Origin of the sequence: Microbispora sp. H10949 (genome assembly GCF_014161435.1) — a bacterium.
Taxonomy (GTDB): Bacteria; Actinomycetota; Actinomycetes; order Streptosporangiales; family Streptosporangiaceae; genus Microbispora; species Microbispora triticiradicis.
This window is the reverse complement of sequence record NZ_JABBWZ010000010.1, coordinates 287,784-307,715: the sequence shown is the minus strand read 5'-3', so window position 1 is coordinate 307,715 and position 19,932 is coordinate 287,784. Positions and strand designations below refer to the sequence as shown.

Sequence of the window (19,932 nt, the reverse complement as noted above, 5' to 3'; positions counted from 1 at the left end):
GGCCGCGAGGCCTCGCCGAAGGTGAAAGTCCGGCAAAGATCGGACGAAGCTCTCAGGCGCCGATGACAGAGGGGGAGGATGCCCGATAGTTCAGTGCAGCATCCGTCCTTTCCGAGGTCCGCATGTCCCGATCCACCCCGCTCCGCGGGGTACACGAACGCCTTGGCGCGACCCTGACCGACTTCGCCGGCTGGCAGATGCCGTTGCGGTACGGCAGCGAGTCGGCCGAGCACAACGCGGTGCGCACGGCCGCGGGCCTGTTCGACCTCTCCCACATGGGGGAGATCTTCGTCACCGGCCCGCAGGGGGGCGAGGCGCTCGACCACGCCCTGGTGGGCCACCTCAGCATCCTCGCTCCCGGCCGCGCCCGCTACACGATGATCGTGGACGAGGACGGCGGCATCCTCGACGACCTCATCGTCTACCGCCTCGACGAGGACCGGTACATGGTCGTCGCCAACGCCTCCAACTACGCCGTCGTGGCGCGTGAACTGACCGCCCGGTCCGAGGGGTACGACGCGCGGGTGACGGACCGGTCCGACGAGTACGCGCTGGTGGCCGTGCAGGGGCCGCGTGCCGCCGAGATCCTGCGCGGGCTGACCGACGCGGACGTCGACGGCCTGAAGTACTACGCCATCCTCCCCGGTGTCGTCGCCGGCGCGCCCGCCCTGATCGCGCGGACGGGCTACACCGGCGAGGACGGCTTCGAGCTGTTCGTCCTCAACGAGCACGCCGTACCCCTGTGGGACGCGCTCGGCGAGGCGGGCCGTGGCCTCGGGCTCGTCCCCGCGGGGCTGTCGGCCCGCGACACGCTGCGCCTGGAGGCCGGCATGCCGCTGTACGGCAACGAGCTGACCTCCTCGGCCACCCCGTTCGACGCCGGCCTCGGGCGGGTCGTCCGCTTCGACAAGCCGGGCGACTTCGTGGGCCGGTCCGCCCTGGAACGGGCCGCGCAGAACGGCTCCACTCGGCGGCTGGTCGGGCTGGTGGCCCGTGGCCGCCGGGTGCCCCGCCACGGCTACCCCGTCACCCGGGAGGGTGCCGTCGTCGGCGAGGTGACCAGCGGCGCGCCGTCGCAGTCCCTCGGCAAGCCGATCGCCATGGCGTACGTCACCGAGGACGCCCTCCGCGAGGGCGGCCTGACGGTCGACATCCGGGGCAGCCATGAACCGGTCGACGTCGTCGATCTGCCTTTCTACAGGAGGAGCAAGTGAGCAGCATTCCCGAGGAGCTGAGCTACACCAAGGAGCACGAGTGGGTGGCCGGGATCGACGACGGCCTCACCGTGACGGTGGGCATCACGGAGTACGCCGCCGAGCAGCTCGGCGACGTGGTGTTCGTGCAGGTGCCGGAGGCGGGCACGACGGTGGCGGCCGGTGACGCGGTCGGCGAGGTCGAGTCGACCAAGTCGGTGAGCGACATCTTCGCCCCGGTCGGCGGCGAGATCGTCGAGATCAACTCCGCCGTCGTGGACGACCCCTCCCTGCTCAACACCGACCCGTACGGCGACGGCTGGCTGTTCCGGGTGCGCGTGGAGGGGGAGCCGGAGGACCTGCTGTCAGCGGCGGAGTACGGCACCCTCACCTCCGGCGAGTCCTGACGGTCCCGGCCGCGCACGGGAAGGGCGACGATCAATGGCGATCAGCGTCTTCGACCTGTTCAAGGTGGGGATCGGGCCGTCCAGCTCGCACACGGGCGGCCCGATGGCCGCGGCGCACAGGTTCGCCCGCGGGCTGCACGAGGACGGACTGCTGGAGAAGGTCACCCGGGTCGAGGCCGTCCTGTACGGCTCGCTCGGCCTGACCGGCAAGGGTCACGGCAGCGACAAGGCGGTCCTGCTCGGCCTGTCCGGCGACAAGCCCGAGCTGGTCGACGTCGACACCGTCGACGAACGGCTGGCCGCGATGCGGGCGAGCGGCACGGTGACGCTGCACGGCCTCCGGGAGATCCCGTTCGTCGTCGGCGAGCATCTCGTCTTCGAGCGCAAGGTGTCGCTCCCCCACCATCCGAACGGCATGCGGTTCACGGCGTACGCCGACGAGGCCGTGCTGCGCGAGAAGGTGTACTACTCGGTCGGCGGCGGCTTCGTGGTGGACGAGAACGCCACCGGCGCCGACCGGATCAAGCCCGACGACACGGTGCTGCCGTACCCCTTCACGACCGGGCGGGAACTGCTCGCGCACTGCGCGGAGACCGGCCTGTCGATCTCCGGGCTGATGATGGAGAACGAGCGGGCCTTCGGCCGTACGCCGGAGGAGATCCGGGCCCGCCTGCTGCACCTGTGGGCCGTCATGGCCGAGTGCGTGCGGCGCGGGACCACCCGCGAGGGCGTCCTGCCGGGCGGGCTCAAGGTGCGGCGCCGGGCGCACCAGCTCCACCGCAAGCTCCAGGGCGAGGCCGACGGCGCCGACCCGCTGCGGGCGATGGACTGGATCACGCTGTTCGCGCTGGCCGTGAACGAGGAGAACGCGGCGGGCGGCCGGGTCGTCACCGCTCCCACCAACGGCGCCGCCGGAATCATCCCGGCCGTCCTCTCCTACTACACGCGGTTCCTTCCCGGCGCCGGAGATGACGGCGTCGTCCGGTTCCTGCTCACCGCGGGCGCGATCGGCGTGCTGTTCAAGGAGAACGCCTCCATCTCCGGCGCGGAGGTCGGCTGCCAGGGCGAGGTCGGCTCCGCCTGCTCGATGGCCGCGGCGGGCCTCACCGAGGCCCTCGGCGGCACCCCCGAGCAGGTGGAGAACGCGGCGGAGATCGGCATCGAGCACAACCTCGGCCTGACGTGCGACCCCATCGGCGGCCTGGTCCAGATCCCGTGCATCGAGCGCAACGCCGTCGCCTCGATCAAGGCCGTGACCGCCGCGCGCATCGCGCTGCGCGGGGACGGCCGGCACTTCGTGCCGCTCGACAAGGCCATCAAGACGATGCGTGACACGGGCAGGGACATGCTCGACAAGTACAAGGAGACCTCACGCGGCGGCCTCGCCGTGAACGTCATCGAGTGCTGATCCCCCTTCGCGGGCGCGGACGGCACGCCGGCGGACGCCCAATAAGGTGGTGATCTCGCCGACGAGGAGGAGGGCCGTCACGTGAGGTGGCGCGAGGCGCTGCGCCCGCATCGGGCGTTCCTGGTCCTGCTGGCGGCGGGCGCCGCCCTGCGCGCGGTCGCCGTGCTCGGCTACCGGCCCGCGCTGTGGTTCTGGGCCGACTCGTTCGCCTACCTCAGCTCCGCCCTCGACCTGCGGCCCCTGCCGTCCCGGCCGTCCGGCTACTCGCTGTTCCTGTGGGCGCTCAGCCCTCTGCACAGCGTCACCGCGGTGGTGGTCGTCCAGCACCTGCTCGGCCTCGGCATGGCGGTCTGCGTCTACGCCCTGCTGCGCCGCCGTACGCGGCTGCCGGGCTGGGGGGCGGCGCTCGCCGCCGCGCCGGTGCTGCTCGATGTCCACCAGATCCAGCTCGAACACCTGGTCATGGCCGACCTGTTGTTCACCGCCCTGGTCGTGGCCGCGGTGACGATCCTGCTGTGGCGGCCCCGGCCGGGCGGATGGCTCGTCGTCGTGGCGCTGCTGCTGCTCGGGCTGGCGACGGTCACCCGGACCCTCGGGCTGCCGCTGATCGCGCTCGCGCTGCTCCCGGCGCTGTTCGCCCGGCGCTGGCGGACCGCGCTCGCCGGGCTCGCCGCCGCCTCGGCCGTCCTCGGCGGGTACGCCGTCTGGTTCCACGACGCCCACGGGTCGTACGGGATGGGCGGCAGCAGCACCTGGCTGTGGTCGCGCACGATGACCTTCGCCGACTGCGCGGTGATGAAGCCGCCGCGGGACCTCGCGGTGCTGTGCCCGTCGGGGCCCCGGCTCGCCGCGCCCGCCTACATCTGGGACGCCCGCTCCCCCATCCAGCGGGTCAAGAAGGACCGGGAGCGGCTGGCGGGCGAGTTCGCCTCGCTGGCGATCCGCAGCCAGCCGCTCGACTTCCTGGCGACCGGTCTGCACGACGCCCTGTGGGCGTTCGAGTGGGACCGCAGGCCGTACCCCTCCCCGGGGCCGCAGAGCGCGTACGTCTTTCCCGCCTCGGTGAAGCCGTTCACCTCCAAGGTGGCCTCCGGCGGCCGTACGGCGGCCGAGCTCACCACCGCCTACCAGGGCGCCTCGGGGGACACGCGGGTGGCCGAGCCGTTCGCGGGATGGCTGCGCGCCTACCAGGAGCAGGGCTTCCTGCGGGGGCCGCTGCTGGCGGTGGTGGTGCTGCTGGCCGGGCTCGCCGGGGTGCTCGCGCGGCGGTGGGCCGCGCTGCTGCCGTGGACCGCCGCGATGGTCCTGCTCCTGCTGCCGCCACTGATCGCCGCCTTCGACCACCGTTACGTGGTGCCCGTCGTGCCGCTCGCCTGCCTGGCCGCCGGGCTGGCGCTCGGCGCCCCCGTGGCCCCAGCGGGCTCCCCCGCCCGGACCGCGGCCGGGGGCCGGAGACGGTCAGCGTCCGCGAACGTGCAGGCGGACGACGGCGGGCGCGTCGTCCCGGCCGACCGTGCGGCGAAGGCGTGAGACCGCCGACTCGTCCAGCCTCCTGATCACCTGCCGCAGGTCGGCCGATCGCTGCAGGGACACCGACACCCGCAGCCTGCCGTCCCCGACGACTCTGACCGACAGGCGGCCGATCCCCTCGACGCCCTTGAGCGCCACGCCGAGCATCGCGATGCCCGCGCCGGTGCGCCTGCCGACCCGTCCCCAGCCGAGGGCCAGGACGAGCCAGCGGGTCGCGACCAGGGCGACCAGCATCGCCGCCCCGGCCAGCAGAGGGAGCGCCCACGGCCTGCCGCCGAGCACGCCCACGCCGACCGGCGGCGACCCGGGCCGCCGTGCGACGGCCAGCAGGCCGAGTCCCCCCGCGACCAGCACCAGACCCACGAGGAGCAGTCCGACACGGTTTCCCAGACGCGGACGCATGTCAGTTTCCCCTCCCCCGGAGCCGTACGACCACCTCGTGGCGGGCCTGGACGCCGAGGCCGGCGAGGCGGTCGCCCACGGCCGCGCCGACCTCGCGCAGCACCGCCCCGGTCCTGGCCGTGCCGGTGACCACGGTGACCTCGATCCGGCCGCGCAGGATGTGGACGTTGGCGCGCCGGACGTCCTCGACCTCGCGGGCCGAGGAGATGAGCGTGCGACGCAGCCCGACGCGGGTCAGGCCCATCGCGAGCAGCGGGTCCTCGCACCGCAGGGGCACGAGACGGGGACGGCCGGGCACGACGGCGAGGGCCACCAGGCCCGCGCCGCAGACGATCATGCCGACCGCGGCGAGCGGGACGGCCGGGTCGGCCAGGGTGAGGTTCAGCAGGCGGGGCGGCAGCCGCCAGGGCACGGGCACCCTGAGCATGACGGCGACGGCCTGGGCGGTGAGCGCCCAGCCGAGCAGGGCGAGCACGGCGGCGACGACGATCGCGGCGGGAGTGCGTCCCGGCCGCAGGACACGTGCGACGGTGCGACGACCGGCCGTGCCGTCCTCCGGAACCGTCGTGCCGCCTCTTCCGGCGCCCTCGTCGCTCCGGGCCCAGCCGGCGGGTCCGGAACGGATGGCGGTTCCGCCTCCCGTGGCGCGTACGGCGTCCTCGGCGTATTCCGCGCGCATGTCGCCGCCGGCGCCCGTGACGCCTCCGGCATCCCCGGCGCCGCTGGTGGTGGTCCTGGCGCTCCTGGCCGACGAACCCGTCAGGATCTCCTGCAGGATGCTCATCAGCCGCTCACCCCTCCCGCGCACCGCGCAGGGCCCGCTCGGTAGTCACGCACTCATGGGTATATCGGCGCCGCGCCGCGCCGGGCGGGACACCCGCCCGGATGGGCGATCATGGCGGCTTCCCGGCCGAGATTTTGCCTGGGCCAATTAACGTGAACCAGGCTCATGTACTCCGCGTTAGGCTGCCCCCATGGACGACCGGCAGCGCCTCGACCGGGCGACGGCCCACCTGGAGCCCCCCTTCGCGGTCCTCGACATGGACGCCCTGCGGTCGAACGCGGCCGGCATGGCGCGCCGGGCCCGGGGCAAACCGATCCGCGTCGCGAGCAAGTCGATCCGCTGCCGCGCCGTGCTGGAGCGGGTCCTGGCCATGGACGGCTTCTCGGGAATCATGGCGTTCACGCTGCCCGAGGCGTTGTGGCTGACCTCCACCGGCCTTCGGGACGTGCTCGTGGCGTACCCGACGGCCGACCGGACGGCCCTGCGCGCCCTGGGGTCGGACGAGGCCGCGGCCCGGGAGATCACGGTGACGGTCGACTCGCCCGAGCACCTCGACCTGATCGAGAGCCTCCGGACGCCTCACCCCATCCGCGTCTGCCTCGACATCGACGCGGGCTTCACAGCCTTCGGCGGCAGGTTCCGCGCGGGCGCGCTGCGGTCGCCGGTCCGCGAGCCCGGGCAGGCCGCCGCCATCGCCGCCGACATCGTCCGGCGGCCCGGGCTGCGCCTGGCCGGGCTCATGGCGTACGAGGCGCAGATCGCCGGGGTGGGCGACGCCGTCCCCGGGCCGTACGGCGGGGCGGTGCGCTGGATGCAGCGGCGGTCGCGCCGCGAGCTGGCCGTACGGCGCGGCCGGATCGTGCGGGCCGTACGGCAGGTCGCCGACCTGGAGTTCGTCAACGGCGGCGGCACGGGAAGCATCGAGAAGACCATCGCCGAACGGGCGATCACCGAGGTCGCGGCGGGCTCGGGGTTCTTCCACCCCCGGTTGTTCGACTTCTACCGCGGCTTCACCGGCCGTCCCGCGGCGCTGTTCGCCCTGCCGGTGGTGCGCCGGCCCTCCGCAGAGGTCGTGACCGTGCTCGGCGGGGGCTATCCCGCCTCCGGAGCGGCGGGACCCACCCGGCTGCCCCAGCCGTACCTGCCGCACGGGCTTCGCTACCACCCGGACGAGGGAGCGGGCGAGGTGCAGACGCCCCTGCTCGGGGAGGCCGCGGCCGGGCTGCGCCTCGGCGACCGCGTCTGGTTCCGCCACGCCAAGGCCGGGGAGCTGTGCGAGCGTTTCCCCGTCCTGCACCTGGTCGAAGGGGACCGGGTGACCGAGGAGGTCCCGACCTACCGGGGCGAGGGCATGACGTTCCTCTGACGCCCTGCCCTCCGGCTCTTCGTGATCGGTGCGGGCCGGTCAGCGGGACCGGCGGCGCAGCAGCACGATCGTCGCGCCGACCGCCACCACGATCCCCACGCCGATGAGCACCGGAGCGAGGCTGCGCGCCGGATACTCGCCGGGCTCGGCCTCGGCGTCCCCCGGGCCGTACGTCGTGATCCCGCGCGGCGTGCCCAGCACCAGGTCCTCCACGGACGCGACGAAGTCCATCGCGTTCGACTTGGCCTTCGCCACGCCGCGCTCGGCGACGCGCTTCGGGCTCACCCGGTCCGCGATGGCGTCGACCGTGCGAGCGAGCTCCGCCCGCGTGCGCTCGATCCTCTTTTCCAGCGCATCGGGATCGGTGTCCGCCATGCGATCCCCCTCCTGTGGTATTCGTGTGTGATCAGTCTGCCAGGTCCGGCGGTCGCCCCGTGCAGCGGCCGAGCCGGTAGTTTGGTTGTCGCTTGCCCGCCGATCGCCGCGGGTCACCTTTTCCGGAGGACGTGATGAGCAAGCTCCAGCCCGGCGACGCCGCGCCGGACTTCACCCTTACCGACGCCGACGACAACGAGGTCTCGCTGGAGTCCTTCCGCGGCCGCCGGGTCATCCTGTACTTCTACCCGGCGGCGATGACCCCCGGGTGCACCAAGCAGGCCTGCGACTTCCGCGACAACCTCGGCGCCCTGACCGAGCAGGGGCTCGTGGTGCTCGGCGTGTCCAAGGACAAGCCGGCCAAGCTGCGGCAGTTCCGCGAGCGCGACGCGCTCACGTTCCCGCTGCTGTCGGACACCGGTCTCGACGTGCACAAGGCCTACGGCGCGTACGGCGAGAAGACGAACTACGGCAGGACCGTGATGGGCGTCATCCGGTCCACGTTCGTCATCGACCCCGACGGAAAGGTCGAGAAGGCGCTCTACAACGTGAAAGCCACCGGCCACGTCGCCCGCCTCGTAAAAGAGCTGGGAATTTCCTGATCCACCCCTTTCGCGAAGCCTCCGGAATTGTCGGCGACAGCCGATACATTCCGGGGCATGGCGAAGTACAAGTACACCCCGGAGCTGCTCGCCGACGCGGCGGCAACCGCGAGCAGCGTCGCTGACGTACTGCGTTGTCTCGGCATCCCGTGGTCGGGTGGGGCACACGCCCACATCAGCCGCCGCCTCAAGCACTTCGGAATCGACACCTCCCACTTCGGCAGGCCCTCGCCGAACAAGAGCGCCCCGGCCCCGCGGCGTTACCTGCCTGTGGAGATCCTGGTGCTGCTGCCTCCGGGCTCCGGTCGCGAGAAGCCTCGCAAGCTCAGGCGGGCGCTGCGAGAAGTAGGAGTTCCCTACTCCTGCGCAGACTGTAAGATAGGCGGCGCCTGGCAGGGCCGGCCGCTGACATTGCACATCGATCACATCAATGGCAATTGGCTGGACAACAGAAAAGACAATCTCCGATTTCTCTGTCCTAACTGTCATTCTCAGACCGAGAATTTCGCAGGAAAAGGAAGAGGAAAAGGGGTCGTAGCCCAATTGGCAGAGGCAACGGTTTTAGGTACCGTACAGCGCGAGTTCGAATCTCGTCGACCCCACCGAAATGCAGAGAATAATAATGAAGAGTCGCAGCAAAATTCGAAGAATCGAAAGTCACCGAACTCCGAGCGGCCCGCGCTCGCGAAATTGAACCTCATGCTCGGGGCCGACGATCTGTCTTTCCTGGAGCGGTTTGTATCCGCCGGAGGAGCGGGTTCGCGGACCGCGGCTATCCGCACGGCCATCGCTCTGCTGCGTGCTCGGAGTGAGCGGGAGTGACGTCGTGCGGAGACTTCCACGGTGGCGGCCGAAGGGCCAGTTGTTCGACCGTGGCCGCCTGCTGTTGGGGCGTCTGTCACGCGGCGTCCCTAACGTGCTCGTCATGAGAAAGCTTTCGATCACGTTGGGTGCCGCCGCGCTGGCCCTCGGACTGTCGTCCCCCGCCATGGCCGTTCCCCGGCCCGCGGACTTCGGCCAGGCGACGCTCACGGGATTCGCCGTCCTGCCCGCCGAGACCTTCGTCCCCGGCAGCGAGCCCTCGGGGTCGGCCATCGGCGCCGGGCCCTTCAACGGCATCGCCGCGCCCTTCTCCGGGCAGCCCGTCCAGGGTTTCAGCGGCGTCGTCAGACGAGGTGACGGCACCTACGACGTGCTGTCCGACAACGGCTACGGCAACAAGGCCAACAGCGCGGACTTCCTGCTGCGGGTCCACCGGATCAGGCCCGGCCTCAGGGACGGGACGCTGAAGGTGCTCGGCGGGTTCAACCTGAGCGACCCCGACAAGCGCGTGCCGTTCGCCCTGACCCGGGCGGATCGGGTGCTCACCGGCGCCGACTTCGACGTGGAGTCGATCGTGCGGTCGTCCGACGGCACCTACTGGATCGGCGACGAGTTCGGCCCGTTCCTGCTGCACTTCTCGTCCTCCGGGCGGCTCCTGCGGGCTCCGATCCCGCTGCCCGGGGTCAAGGCTCCCGAGAACCCGGACCTGAACGGCGGGCAGCCGAACATCCGCAGCAGCAAGGGGTTCGAGGGCATGGCGCGCTCGGTCGACGGCCGTCACCTCCACCCCCTGCTGGAGGGGACGGTGGATGGTGACACCCCCGGCGACCTGCGCATGTACGACTTCGACCTGCGCACGGGCCGGTACGGCTCGGCATGGCGGACCTATCGGCTGGAGTCGCCGTCGAACGCCATCGGAGACGCGATCTCCGTGGACGACAACCGTTTCCTGGTCATCGAGCGGGACAACGAGCAGGGTGACGCCGCGGCCTTCAAGCGCGTCTACCTGGCGGACGCCGCCGACCGCGACCACGACGGGCGCATGGACAAGACTCTCGTCGCCGACCTGCTGAACCTGGCCAACCCCAGGGGTCTCGGCGGCTTCGGGCGGACGTTCCGCTTCCCGTTCCAGACGATCGAGGACGTGGCCCTGCTCGACGACCACACGCTCGCGCTGCTGAACGACAACAACTTCCCGTTCTCGTCCGGCCGCACGGCGGGCAAGGCCGACAACGACGAGTTCATCACCGTACGGCTCGCGCGACCCCTGCACGCGGACCGGCGCGCGCTCCAGTGATCCTCGGCTGATCCGCCGGGCCCCGTGATGCGAGGCACCGCGGTGGTTCCGCGGACCCGGTGAGCATCGGCCCGCCGGGAGAACATGCAGGCGCGTGCCGGCCGCCCCGTCGGCACGCGCCTGCCGGAGAAGACGTCTCAGCCGTTCGGCCGGCAGACGATGCCGGTCTCGGTGCGCCGGCACCACTGGGGCAGGCGGCCGTCCTCGCCGCCCGGGAGGTTCCCACCACGAGGAAACAGGCCGTCCTGATCGCCGCCGGCCTCCCGGCTCGCCCCGGCGTGCGCCTCATCCCAGATCAGACCGGTGGCGGCTACGACGCCACCGCCGAGGAGCGCTCCGACGAGCGCCGACGCGATGCCGACAGTGATCAGCCGCCCGGTCTGGCCACGCGGCAGCCGCTCCGTCAGGCGTCCGCCCAGGCCCCCCGGCGACCGGACGGACTCGCTTCGCAGGGCGCCCGCGGGATGCGTAGCCGCTTCCCGCCAGCCGGGGGCCTGCCATCCGGCCCCTCCGGGGCCGAACGCGGACCCGCCGCCCAGCGGAGGGATCGAGGTGGTGCCCGGCGGAAGGATCGCGGGCCTGCCCGAGGGAAGGGCGCGGCGCGCGTTCGCGTAGCCGGCCGGACGTGGTCCTGGGGCCCCCGGCGATATGCCCGCGGGGCCGACGAATGAGGGCGGTCCGGGAGGGCTCGCAGGACCGGCCGGAGACACCGGCTGCGGCATGGCACTCCCCTGCGGCACGATGCTCACCTCCGTTACAGCACTCCCCTGCGGCATGGCGGCCGACTCAGGGCGCGGGCCGCGCGGCTCGTCCTCAACACCGCGCGGCACCGCGTCCTGACCCGCCATTCAGATCTCCCTTTACCCCGCTTCAAGAAGCGTTCCCGGTAACAAGGATGCGCCGTGATCCGTAAGAATCGCGTAAGGGCCGCCGTCGACTGCGACCTGAGTCGTACGGCGGTATCCGTCGCAAGGGTGAGACCTTTGTGAACAGCTGATACGTATCGTTGAGAACGTGTTCGGCAGTATGCGCGCCTGGACTCGGCGCCACAGCAGGATCGTGGACACGCTGGCGATCTCCCCGCTGGCGCTCTTGTGCGTGTCGACGGTCGAGGCGTTCAGTCGCACCAGCGGGATGATGCACGCGCGGCACGTCGGCGTGCCCGTGCTGCTGCTGCTGTCCGCCGCTCTCGTCGTGCCGCTGCTGTGGCGCCGCAACCACCCGCGTGAGGTGTTCGCGGTGGTGTCCGTGGTCAGCTTCGCGCAGTGGCTGCTGAACATCGCCGTCCTGCCCGCGAACCTGGCGGTGCTCGTAGCGATGTACGGCGTCGCCGCCCGCTGCCCGCGCCGGTGGGCGCTGGCCGCCGGGGTGGTCGCCGAGGGAGGCCTGCTGCTCGCCATGCTGAGCTGGTCTCCCGATCCCATGCGGGCGTGGCCGTCGGCCTCGGTCTTCGTCGTCGCCGTGTGGATCGGCGGCATGTACGCCAACACCCGCCGCCGTTACGTCGAGAGCCTGGTGGAACGCGCCGAGCGGGCCGAGCGGGAACGCGACCAGCAGGCCCGCATCGCGGCCGCCGCCGAGCGGGCCCGCATCGCCCGCGAACTCCACGACGTGGTGGCGCACAACGTCAGCGTGATGGTCGTCCAGGCCGACGGCGCGGCGTACGCGATCGACAGCGACCCGGAACAGGCGCGCCGCGCGATGCAGGCGATCTCGGCGACGGGACGGCAGGCGCTGGCGGAGATGCGCAGGCTGGTGGGCGTGTTGCGGCAGGACGCGGGCAGCCCGGCCGAGGAGTACGCGCCGCAGCCCGGCGTCGCGCAACTGGACGAGCTGGTCAGGCAGGTCAGGGACTCGGGACTGCCGACGGAGTTCACGGTGTCCGGCACGCCCCGCACGCTCCCGGAGGGCGAGCAGCTCGCCGTCTACCGGATCGTGCAGGAGGCGCTGACGAACGCGATCAAGCACGGCGGGCCGGGCACGCGGGCGCGGGTGGAGATGGCGTACGGCCCCGGGCTGATCGAGTTGCGCATCAGCGACGACGGCAGGGGCGCGGCGGCGCCGCGGGTGGTCGGCGGCCATGGTCTGATCGGGATGCGGGAGAGGGCGGCGATGTACGGCGGGAGCATCGAGGCGGCCCCCCGCACGGGCGGTGGCTTCCAGGTGGTCGCCCGGATCCCCGCCGGAATGGCCGCCTGAATCCATGAGCCAAGACACGAGCCGCCCGGAGCCCGTACCGGATTCGCCGGCGCCGCGTCAGCCGTCCGGGCCGGACCGGGGAAAGGCGGGGAGCCTGGCCGCCGGCGGGCTCGCGTACGGTGTCGGAAGCGCGACGGTGACGAGCGGAGCGAAGTGGCAGTGATACGCGTCATGCTGGTCGACGACCAGGAGCTGGTGCGGACGGGGTTTCGGATGGTCCTCGGAGCGCAGCCGGACATCGAGGTCGTGGGTGAGGCGGCGGACGGGCAGGCCGCCGTCGAGGTGCTGCGCACGGTCGAGGCGGACGTCGTCCTGATGGACGTCCGCATGCCCCGGATGGACGGCGTGGAGGCGGCCCGCGTCATATGCGCCGCGCCCGACGGCCCGAGGGTGCTGATCCTGACGACGTTCGACCTGGACGAGTACGCGTTCGCGGCGATCAAGGCGGGCGCGGCGGGGTTCCTGCTCAAGGACGTGCCCCCGGCCGAGCTGATCAGCGCGATCCGGTCGGTCCATTCGGGGGACGCGGTGGTCGCGCCGAGCACGACCCGCCGGCTGCTCGACCGGTTCGCCGTGCTCCTGCCGGAGGGGGACCGGCGGCGGCAGGACACCGGCGCGCTGACGGCGCGGGAGCGGGAGGTGCTCTACCACGTGGCCCGCGGCCTCTCGAACACCGAGATCGCGGCGCGGCTGCATCTGGCGGAGGCGACCGTGAAGACCCATCTCGGCCGTGTGCTGGCCAAGCTCGGGCTGCGTGACCGGGCCCAGGCGGTCGTGTACGCGTACGAGACCGGGGTGGTGGCCCCCGATCATCCGAGGGGCTGAGCCGGGGGTACCCCGGAAGTCGCACCCGCGCTTCGCCGCCCGGTCCCGGGGCCGCAGATCGAGAACGTCCGCGAGGCCGAGGAAACGCCCTGATCACGCCCATAGCGTGAACTCATGAGCACAACAACCCAGACCCGCACCGCCGTGGTCGCGCGCGGCCTGACCAAGGTGTACGGCGCGGGCGACGCGGCGGTGCACGCCCTTCGCGGCGTCGACGTCGACTTCGCCGCCGAGGCGTTCACCGCGATCATGGGGCCGTCCGGCTCCGGCAAGTCGACGCTGATGCACTGCCTGGCCGGGCTCGACACCGTGACGGACGGGCGGGTCGGCATCGGCGACGCCGAGCTCACCCGGCTCAACGACAAGCAGCTCACGCTGCTGCGGCGCGAGCGCGTGGGTTTCATCTTCCAGGCGTTCAACCTGTTGCCGACGCTGACGGCCGAGCAGAACATCCGGCTGCCGCTGGAGATCGCGGGCCGCCAGGCCGACCAGGCGCTGTTCGACCGGGTGATCGAGACGGTCGGCCTGCGGGACCGGCTCGGGCACCGGCCGAGCGAGCTGTCGGGCGGCCAGCAGCAGCGCGTCGCCGTGGCACGGGCGCTGATCAGCAAGCCTCAGGTGATCTTCGCCGACGAGCCGACCGGCAACCTCGACTCGCGCAGCGGCGCGGAGGTGCTGGCGTTCCTCCGCAGGTCGGTACGCGAGCTCGGGCAGACGATCGTGATGGTGACCCACGACCCGGTGGCGGCGTCGTACGCCGACCGGGTGATCTTCCTGCGGGACGGGCTGCTGGTGAGCGAGCTGGAGCGGCCGACGCCGCAGACCGTGCTCGACGCGCTGATGGCGCTGGAGGCCTGAGCCGTGCTCCGAACGACTCTCGCCGGGCTCCTGGCACACCGGCTGCGCCTGATGCTCACCTCCCTGGCGATCGTGCTCGGGGTCGGGTTCATCGCGGGCACGTTCGTGCTCACCGACACGATCGACGCCGGGTTCTCCCAGTCGTTCGCCGCGGACGCCGACAAGGTGGACGTGGTGGTGACGCCCGCCGACGCCGAGGACGACGAGACCCTGCCGGAGCGCGCGCTCGCCGCGGTCAGAGCGGTGCGGGGCGTCCGGGACGCCCAGCCCGTGCTGTCCGGCGACGCGCCGATGATCGGCAGGGACGGCAAGGTCGTGGGCGACTACCCCACCGCCGGCGTCTCCATCCCGGCGAGCCGCATGAAGATCACTTCCGGTAGGGCGGCCTCCGCCGCCGGTGAGGCGGTGCTCGACGAGAACACCGCCAAGGCCCAGGGGTATGCGCCCGGGGCCACCGTCGCGGTGCTGGACAAGGCGGGCGAACGGCACGAGTTCCGCCTCGTCGGGACCTTCGACGTGGGTCTCGACCCGGACCTCGCCTACCGGGGGGCGGTCGCGTTCACGCCGGAGACGGCCCGGCTCGTGACCGGCGCGAAGGGCTTCACCGAGATCGACGTCCTCTCCTCCGGTCCCGCGCCGGAGACCCTGCGTACGGCCGTCGCGGCGGCCGTGGGGAGCGGTGCGAAGGTCATGACCGGGCGGGAACGCGGCGACGAGCTGGCCCGGCGCAACCACGTGGACACGGCGTTCCTCCGGACCGGGCTGCTGCTGTTCGCCGCGGTCGCGCTGCTCGTCGCCGCGCTCGTGATCTACAACACCTTCGGCATCCTGGTCGCCCAGCGGACCCGCGAGATGGCGTTGCTGCGCTGCATCGGCGCGACGCGGCGGCAGGTCTTCGGCTCGATCGTGCTGGAGTCGGCCGTGGTCGGCCTGCTGTCGTCGGTGCTCGGCCTGCTGACCGGCCTCGGCCTCGGGGCCGCCGCGGTGGCGGTGCTGAGGGCCACCGGTACGGACGTCCCCACGGGCACGGTGAGCCTCTCCCCGCAGACGATCGCCATCGGGCTGTGCACCGGCGTCGTCGTGACGGTGGCCGCGGCGCTGCTCCCCGCGCGCCAGGCCACCCGCGTGCCGCCCGTCGCGGCGCTGGGCACGCAGACCGAGGAGCACACGTTCCGCACCGGGGTCGTCCGGGTGGTCTTCGCCACCCTGTTCACGGTGGCGGGGGCCGGCCTCACCGCGGCGGGCGTGCTCCAGAACCCGGGCCAGGTGGCGCTGCTGACGGTCATGGCCGGCGGCGTGCTCGTCTTCTTCGCGGTGCTCGTCCTCGGCCCGGTGATCGTACGGCCGCTGAGCGGGCTGGCGGGCTGGGTCCCGGCGCGGCTGTTCGGCGTGCCGGGGCGGCTCGCGGTGGGCAACTCCCGGCGCAACCCCAGGCGCGCGGCGACCACCACCGTGGCGCTGACCGTCGGCGTGACGCTGATGACGTTCATGTCGGTCCTGACCGCGACGGTGCGGAGCACCGTGAGCGACCAGCTCGACCGGCAGTTCCCGGCCGACTACATCCTGACGGCGCAGACGGGCGGCATCCCCCGCGCGATCGCCGACACGTTGCGCGCGAGCCGCGACCTGTCCGCGGTGACCGAGTTCCGGGGGAAGAAGGCCAAGGTGAACGGCCACGACTACGAGGTGGGCACCGTCACCCGAGCCGCCCTCGGCACCTCCGTCAAACCGGAGGCGTCGGCCGGCACGCTGGACGGCCTCGGCGCGGGCGATGTCGCGGTGGCCGACTTCGTGGCCCAGGACCTCGGCGTCAAGGTCGGCGACCACGTGACCGTCACGTCGGGCGGGCGGAGCGTCCCGCTCACGGTGGTGGCGGTGCTGAAGGCCGGCGTGTCCCTGCTGCCGCCGTTCACCATGGCCGAGCAGGCCTTCGAGCAGCGCTTCGGCAGGGTGGACGACGCGCAGATCCTGCTGAACGCCGCCCCCGGCGTGCCCGCCGAGCGGGCGCGTGCGGTCGTGGACGACGCGACCGCGGCCTACCCGGCGGTGAAGGTCGGCAGCACGACCGAGATCCGCGGCCAGTTCGACGAGGCGATCGACACCGTGCTCATGGTGGTCACCGGGCTGCTGGCCCTCGCGATCGTGATCTCACTGCTCGGCATCGCGAACACGCTGTCGCTGTCGGTGCACGAGCGCACCCGCGAGTCGGCGCTGCTGCGCGCGCTCGGCCTGACCCGGCCGCAGCTTCGGGGGATGCTGTCGGTCGAGGCGCTGGTCCTCGGACTGGTGGGCGCGATCGTCGGCGTCGTGCTCGGGGTGCTGTACGGCTGGGCGGCCACGGCGACGCTGACCAGGGACGTCTCCTTCCGGCTCCCGGTCACGCAGATCCTGGTCTTCATCGCCGCGTCGGGCCTGGCCGGGGTGCTCGCCGCGGTGCTGCCCGCCCGGCGCGCGGCCCGCGCCTCGGTCGTCGGCGCGCTGGCGGCCTCCTGACGGGCCTTCTCTCGTAAATCCGCGCCGCGTCCGCCCGATCGGGTGGACGCGGCGCCCACACACACGCCGGGAGCGCCGATGCGCACCGCGTCCTCCCGGGCAGGCTTGCCTTGCGTCGGCTACCGCCTGCCGACGGTGTAGGTCAGGTGGGTCACCCGGGATGACGCGTCCGTGCGGGTCTGTTCGAGGGCGAGGCGGGCCGGGTCCACGCGGTCGAACAGGCGGATGCCGGTGCCGAACAGCACGGGCGCGAGGGTGATCGAGAACTCGTCGAGCAGACCGCTGTCCAGGTACTCCTGGATCGTCTCGGCGCCGCCGGCGATGCGGACGTCGCGGTCGCCCGCGGCCTCGCGGGCCTGGTCCAGTGCGCTGGAGACGCCGTCGTTGACGAAGTGGAAGATCGTGCCGCCCGGCCGCTCCCACGGGTCACGCTTGGTGTGGGTCACGACGAACACCGGGGTGTGGAACGGCGCCTCCTCCGGCCAGGCCTGCTCGCCGGCGTCGAACATCCGCTTGCCCATGACGCTCGCGCCGGTGCGCTCGTACGTCGCCCGGGCGATGTCGTTGTCGAGCCCTTCCTCACCGCCCTCGCCGAGCTTGAGGTTCTCCCGGATCCACCGTTGCGGGAACGCCCACGCCTGCAGTTCCGACCACTTCGTCATCCAGCGCTGGACTCTCGGGTCGTTCCGGCCTTCGGGCGAGAAGACGTCCTCGACGGGCACGGCCTCAGGCGCCATGAAGCCGTCGAGCGACATCGTCACGCTGAAGAACACCTTCCCGGCCATCAGTCCTCCGCTCCCTTAGGTGTGGTCTCGTTCCGGGTGAGTTCGGCGACGTAGGCCGCCAGGTTGCCCAGGGTCTGCTCGCCGCCCTCGATCGCGTGGTATTTCTGCACGGCCTCCTCACGGAGCTCCTTGGTGGGGAACACGGTGCGCATCGTGATCCTGGTCTTCTCGCCGGCCGGCTCGAAGGTCAGGACCGACTCGAAGGCGTTGGGGTCGTCGCGGTACTCGCCGTGCACCAGCGCGATCCGCTCCGGCGGGACGATCTCGGTCCAGGTGATCCACTCCTGGTAGTCGGTTCCGTCCGGCCCGTGCATCACGAAGGCCCAGGCCCCGCCGACGCGGAACTCGAAGGACCGCGTCGTGGTCGTGAACCCCTCCGGGCCCCACCACTGCGACAGGTGCCGGACCTGCGTGAACGCCTCGAACACCAGCTCCCGCGGGGCGCCGATGGCCCGGGAGAGCACTATCTCGCGGTCCGTGGTCGTGTGGTCGGGCTCGCCGCCGCTACCGGTCGTCGCCATCCGGTGGTTCCTCCTGCCTTGCCTGTTCCAGATTTCGCACGTACTCGTCCAGCCGGTCGAAGGTCTCGTTCCAGAATCTCTCGAAGCCGCCCACCCACTCGTGGACCGGCCGCAGCCCGCGGGCGTCCAGGCCGTACAGCCGCTGCTTGCCCGCCCCGCGGACCCGCACCAGCCCGACCTCGCGGAGCACCCGCAGGTGCTTGGACGCCTGTGGCTGGCTCATCCCCAGGTCCCGCGCCAGCTCGGTCACGGGCCGCTCGCCACCCCGCAGCAGCACCAGGATCTCCCGCCGCTGCGGCTCGGCGATCGCGTTGAACGCGTCCGAGGTCGTTGCCGCTCGTGCCATGGCATCATCATATGCCTATATCGGCATGCGTAAGACAGCCTGTGCTCGACGACCGGCTCGGGCTGGTCCGGGTTGACAGGCCGTGTCTGCGGCTGCGTTCGGTTCAGACCGCGTTACAGACGGCGGCCCTGGCGGTCGACGACCACCGCGAAGACGCCCGTGACGTCCTCGTACGGCGGGTCCACCGCCATGTGACCCCGCTGGGCGTCGATCCACACGACCTCTCCCCGGCAGTTCACGGCGTTCCACGCGTGGCTGCCGCCCCCGGCCCACCGGGTGATGAGGACGGCGGCCGCGCCGTGCCCGCCGAAGATCAGCCGCTGCGCGACGGCCACGTACGCCCGGCGGCCGTGGCCCACGTACTCGAAGCGGTGCCCGAGCCACTCCTCGGCCCGCGCGACGCCCCCGGTCTCCCCGGTCAGCAGCGGCCGGCCCGACGGGTCGTACTCCGGGTGCCTGCGCGCCGCCACCACCGGCTCGCCGTGCCAGGTCGACATCACCGACAGCGCGCAGTCGACGGCGTTGTTGGACCTGAAGGCGTCCTCCGTCGGGCCCTCGGCGTTGATGAGGCGGATCCAGGTGCCGCGCGGGTCCGGGAAGCGCCCGTTCACCGCCTGTGCCAGGCTCGCCTGACCATCCGGGTCCGCCTCGGCGAGGCCGCCCGGCCGGCCGTACGTGCGGGTCTCCTCCAGCCGCCGCGGACGATCGGGGCCGTCCAGCCAGTCGCGCTCCGTCTCGTCCCGCAGGACGGCCGACCAGAAGTCGTCGCCGTCCGCGAACTCCTCCATACCGGCGCCACTCCCGGGAACCGTCACCGCGTCGAGCTCGGGACCTGCCTCGGAAGCCGCCGGCGCGCCCGCCTCGGGGTCGTCGCCGGGCGCCTCGTCCCGGCCGGCGGTCTCGTCCACGTGCCCGCGACGGTCGGTCTCCTCGTCCGGCCACGCGCACCCGGCCGAAGCGGTCTCATCCGTTTCCCCGGGGACCGGTCGCTCTCCCTCCGGGGCATCCGTCGCGCCGCCGTCCACCACGCCGTCGCCGGCGTACGGGCGATCGGCCTCGGCGCAGGGGGGATCGACCTCGGCCGTCCCGGTGAGAGCGTCCTGGTCGTCGTCCTGGTCGTCCTCCACGGGCGCGAGCGCGCCGGTGTCCTCCACGCCAGTCGGCGAGCCGTCGGGAACGGCGTCGGCGGCGGTCGCCTCCGCCGTCTCCCCGGTGGTCTCCGCGGCGGTCTCCCCGGTGGCCTCCTCGATGGTCTCCCCTGTTGTCTCCCCGGCGGTCACGGCGACCTGAGGATCACCGGCGTCCGCGACGACCCCGGTGTCCCCGGCGGGCGTCGTGGCGGCCACGGCGTCCCACACCGCCGGCGGCCCGCCGCGGCGGCCGGTCAACGTGCTCATGCCGTGGCCCGCGTTGTCGCCGTTCCTGGCGGCGGGGACGACCGGCACGGCCCCGGTGTCCGCGCCCAGCGGCAGTGCCGCGATCCGCACCTCCAGGCGGCGGTCCCCCAGCGAGGGAGCAGGCGCCTCGGCCGCCTGCTCGTAGTCCCGCCATCGCCGGCCGTCGGCCGCGACGACCGGGTTGTACACACCCGACGGCAGCCGCCACCTCGCATGCCGGCGCGCCTTCTCCTGGTTCACGCGTTTGGCCCCCCTCTTCGCGCCCCATCAGGGTGCCGATGGTAGGGGCGGGCCGTACGAGGCGCGGCGGGTTTTCCCAACT

The 19,932-nt window shown here is 72.4% G+C and carries 19 protein-coding genes, 1 tRNA gene and 1 pseudogene; 13 read left to right on the top strand and 8 right to left on the bottom strand.

All coding sequences use genetic code 11. The features are described from left to right. Window positions 1-122 precede the first annotated feature (122 nt). From gcvT to HHX40_RS26490, 4 genes are all read left to right on the top strand, one after another. Window positions 123-1,214: a glycine cleavage system aminomethyltransferase GcvT gene (gene gcvT, locus HHX40_RS26505; RefSeq protein WP_182882746.1), complete on the top strand. Its 1,092-nt coding sequence runs from the start codon at window positions 123-125 to the stop codon at window positions 1,212-1,214. After that, complete coding sequence (gene gcvH / locus HHX40_RS26500) at window positions 1,211-1,600, top strand: glycine cleavage system protein GcvH (protein WP_111700047.1); 390 nt, start codon at window positions 1,211-1,213, stop codon at window positions 1,598-1,600. Before gcvT ends, gcvH begins: the two co-directional genes overlap by 4 nt. Before the next feature lie 34 nt (window positions 1,601-1,634). Further along, the gene (locus tag HHX40_RS26495; protein ID WP_111700046.1) at window positions 1,635-3,008 is read left to right on the top strand and encodes an L-serine ammonia-lyase; all 1,374 of its coding nucleotides are present in this window, start codon (window positions 1,635-1,637) and stop codon (window positions 3,006-3,008) included. Window positions 3,009-3,089: 81 nt separating this feature from the next. After that, window positions 3,090-4,538 carry a hypothetical protein gene (locus tag HHX40_RS26490; RefSeq protein WP_182882745.1) on the top strand — a complete coding sequence of 483 codons (1,449 nt, stop codon included), beginning with the start codon at window positions 3,090-3,092 and terminating at the stop codon, window positions 4,536-4,538. Here HHX40_RS26490 and HHX40_RS26485 read toward each other — a convergent pair. Both HHX40_RS26485 and HHX40_RS26480 read right to left on the bottom strand, forming a co-directional pair. After that, the gene (locus tag HHX40_RS26485) at window positions 4,467-4,940 is read right to left on the bottom strand and encodes a hypothetical protein (protein ID WP_182882744.1); all 474 of its coding nucleotides are present in this window, start codon (window positions 4,938-4,940) and stop codon (window positions 4,467-4,469) included. The genes HHX40_RS26490 and HHX40_RS26485 overlap by 72 nt on opposite strands. A gap of 1 nt (window position 4,941) precedes the next feature. After that, window positions 4,942-5,724 (bottom strand): DUF6286 domain-containing protein, encoded by a 783-nt coding sequence (locus HHX40_RS26480; RefSeq protein ID WP_182882743.1) that lies wholly within the window; start codon window positions 5,722-5,724, stop codon window positions 4,942-4,944. A 190-nt stretch (window positions 5,725-5,914) separates the two neighbouring features. Between HHX40_RS26480 and HHX40_RS26475 the strand changes: the two genes are divergently transcribed. Further along, complete coding sequence (locus tag HHX40_RS26475; RefSeq protein WP_182882742.1) at window positions 5,915-7,090, top strand: amino acid deaminase/aldolase; 1,176 nt, start codon at window positions 5,915-5,917, stop codon at window positions 7,088-7,090. Window positions 7,091-7,129: 39 nt separating this feature from the next. Here the strand turns inward: HHX40_RS26475 and HHX40_RS26470 are convergent, their stop codons facing one another. Continuing rightward, the gene (locus tag HHX40_RS26470) at window positions 7,130-7,465 is read right to left on the bottom strand and encodes a DUF3618 domain-containing protein (RefSeq protein ID WP_117408107.1); all 336 of its coding nucleotides are present in this window, start codon (window positions 7,463-7,465) and stop codon (window positions 7,130-7,132) included. 134 nt (window positions 7,466-7,599) lie between these two features. Between HHX40_RS26470 and bcp the strand changes: the two genes are divergently transcribed. The 4 genes and pseudogenes from bcp (at window position 7,600) to HHX40_RS26450 (ending at window position 10,186) form a co-directional block, all read left to right on the top strand. Then, on the top strand, window positions 7,600-8,067 hold the full coding sequence (gene bcp / locus HHX40_RS26465) for a thioredoxin-dependent thiol peroxidase (RefSeq protein ID WP_182876632.1): 468 nt from the start codon (window positions 7,600-7,602) through the stop codon (window positions 8,065-8,067). Between the two features lie 57 nt (window positions 8,068-8,124). Then, window positions 8,125-8,559, top strand: a pseudogene (locus tag HHX40_RS38325) (HNH endonuclease signature motif containing protein); the annotation flags it as partial. A 36-nt stretch (window positions 8,560-8,595) separates the two neighbouring features. Beyond that, window positions 8,596-8,669, top strand: a tRNA-Leu gene (locus tag HHX40_RS26455). A gap of 323 nt (window positions 8,670-8,992) precedes the next feature. After that, the gene (locus HHX40_RS26450) at window positions 8,993-10,186 is read left to right on the top strand and encodes an esterase-like activity of phytase family protein (RefSeq protein WP_182882741.1); all 1,194 of its coding nucleotides are present in this window, start codon (window positions 8,993-8,995) and stop codon (window positions 10,184-10,186) included. 137 nt (window positions 10,187-10,323) lie between these two features. Here the strand turns inward: HHX40_RS26450 and HHX40_RS26445 are convergent, their stop codons facing one another. Next, entirely contained in the window at window positions 10,324-11,034 is a 711-nt protein-coding gene (locus HHX40_RS26445; protein WP_182882740.1) for a hypothetical protein, read from the bottom strand. 166 nt (window positions 11,035-11,200) lie between these two features. Here HHX40_RS26445 and HHX40_RS26440 point away from each other — a divergent pair, with 166 nt between their 5' ends. The 4 genes from HHX40_RS26440 (at window position 11,201) to HHX40_RS26425 (ending at window position 16,561) form a co-directional block, all read left to right on the top strand. Further along, window positions 11,201-12,385, top strand: a complete 1,185-nt coding sequence (locus tag HHX40_RS26440; protein WP_310738290.1) for a sensor histidine kinase — start codon at window positions 11,201-11,203, stop codon at window positions 12,383-12,385. 159 nt (window positions 12,386-12,544) lie between these two features. Then, entirely contained in the window at window positions 12,545-13,210 is a 666-nt protein-coding gene (locus HHX40_RS26435) for a response regulator transcription factor (RefSeq protein ID WP_208759158.1), read from the top strand. Window positions 13,211-13,324: 114 nt separating this feature from the next. Then, on the top strand, window positions 13,325-14,068 hold the full coding sequence (locus tag HHX40_RS26430; protein ID WP_138462186.1) for an ABC transporter ATP-binding protein: 744 nt from the start codon (window positions 13,325-13,327) through the stop codon (window positions 14,066-14,068). A 3-nt stretch (window positions 14,069-14,071) separates the two neighbouring features. Further along, window positions 14,072-16,561 (top strand): ABC transporter permease, encoded by a 2,490-nt coding sequence (locus HHX40_RS26425; protein WP_182882739.1) that lies wholly within the window; start codon window positions 14,072-14,074, stop codon window positions 16,559-16,561. 119 nt (window positions 16,562-16,680) lie between these two features. On the opposite strand, the gene HHX40_RS26420 is transcribed toward HHX40_RS26425, so the two are convergent. The 4 genes from HHX40_RS26420 to HHX40_RS37895 form a co-directional block, all read right to left on the bottom strand. Further along, a complete protein-coding gene (locus tag HHX40_RS26420; protein ID WP_182882738.1) occupies window positions 16,681-17,346 on the bottom strand; it encodes a dihydrofolate reductase family protein in 666 nt (221 codons plus the stop codon). Beyond that, on the bottom strand, window positions 17,346-17,867 hold the full coding sequence (locus HHX40_RS26415) for an SRPBCC family protein (RefSeq protein ID WP_182882737.1): 522 nt from the start codon (window positions 17,865-17,867) through the stop codon (window positions 17,346-17,348). Before HHX40_RS26415 ends, HHX40_RS26420 begins: the two co-directional genes overlap by 1 nt. Beyond that, on the bottom strand, window positions 17,851-18,213 hold the full coding sequence (locus tag HHX40_RS26410; RefSeq protein WP_182882736.1) for an ArsR/SmtB family transcription factor: 363 nt from the start codon (window positions 18,211-18,213) through the stop codon (window positions 17,851-17,853). The genes HHX40_RS26415 and HHX40_RS26410 overlap by 17 nt, the downstream gene beginning before the upstream one ends. A gap of 113 nt (window positions 18,214-18,326) precedes the next feature. Next, the gene (locus tag HHX40_RS37895; protein WP_310738289.1) at window positions 18,327-19,850 is read right to left on the bottom strand and encodes a toxin glutamine deamidase domain-containing protein; all 1,524 of its coding nucleotides are present in this window, start codon (window positions 19,848-19,850) and stop codon (window positions 18,327-18,329) included. Window positions 19,851-19,932 lie beyond the last annotated feature (82 nt).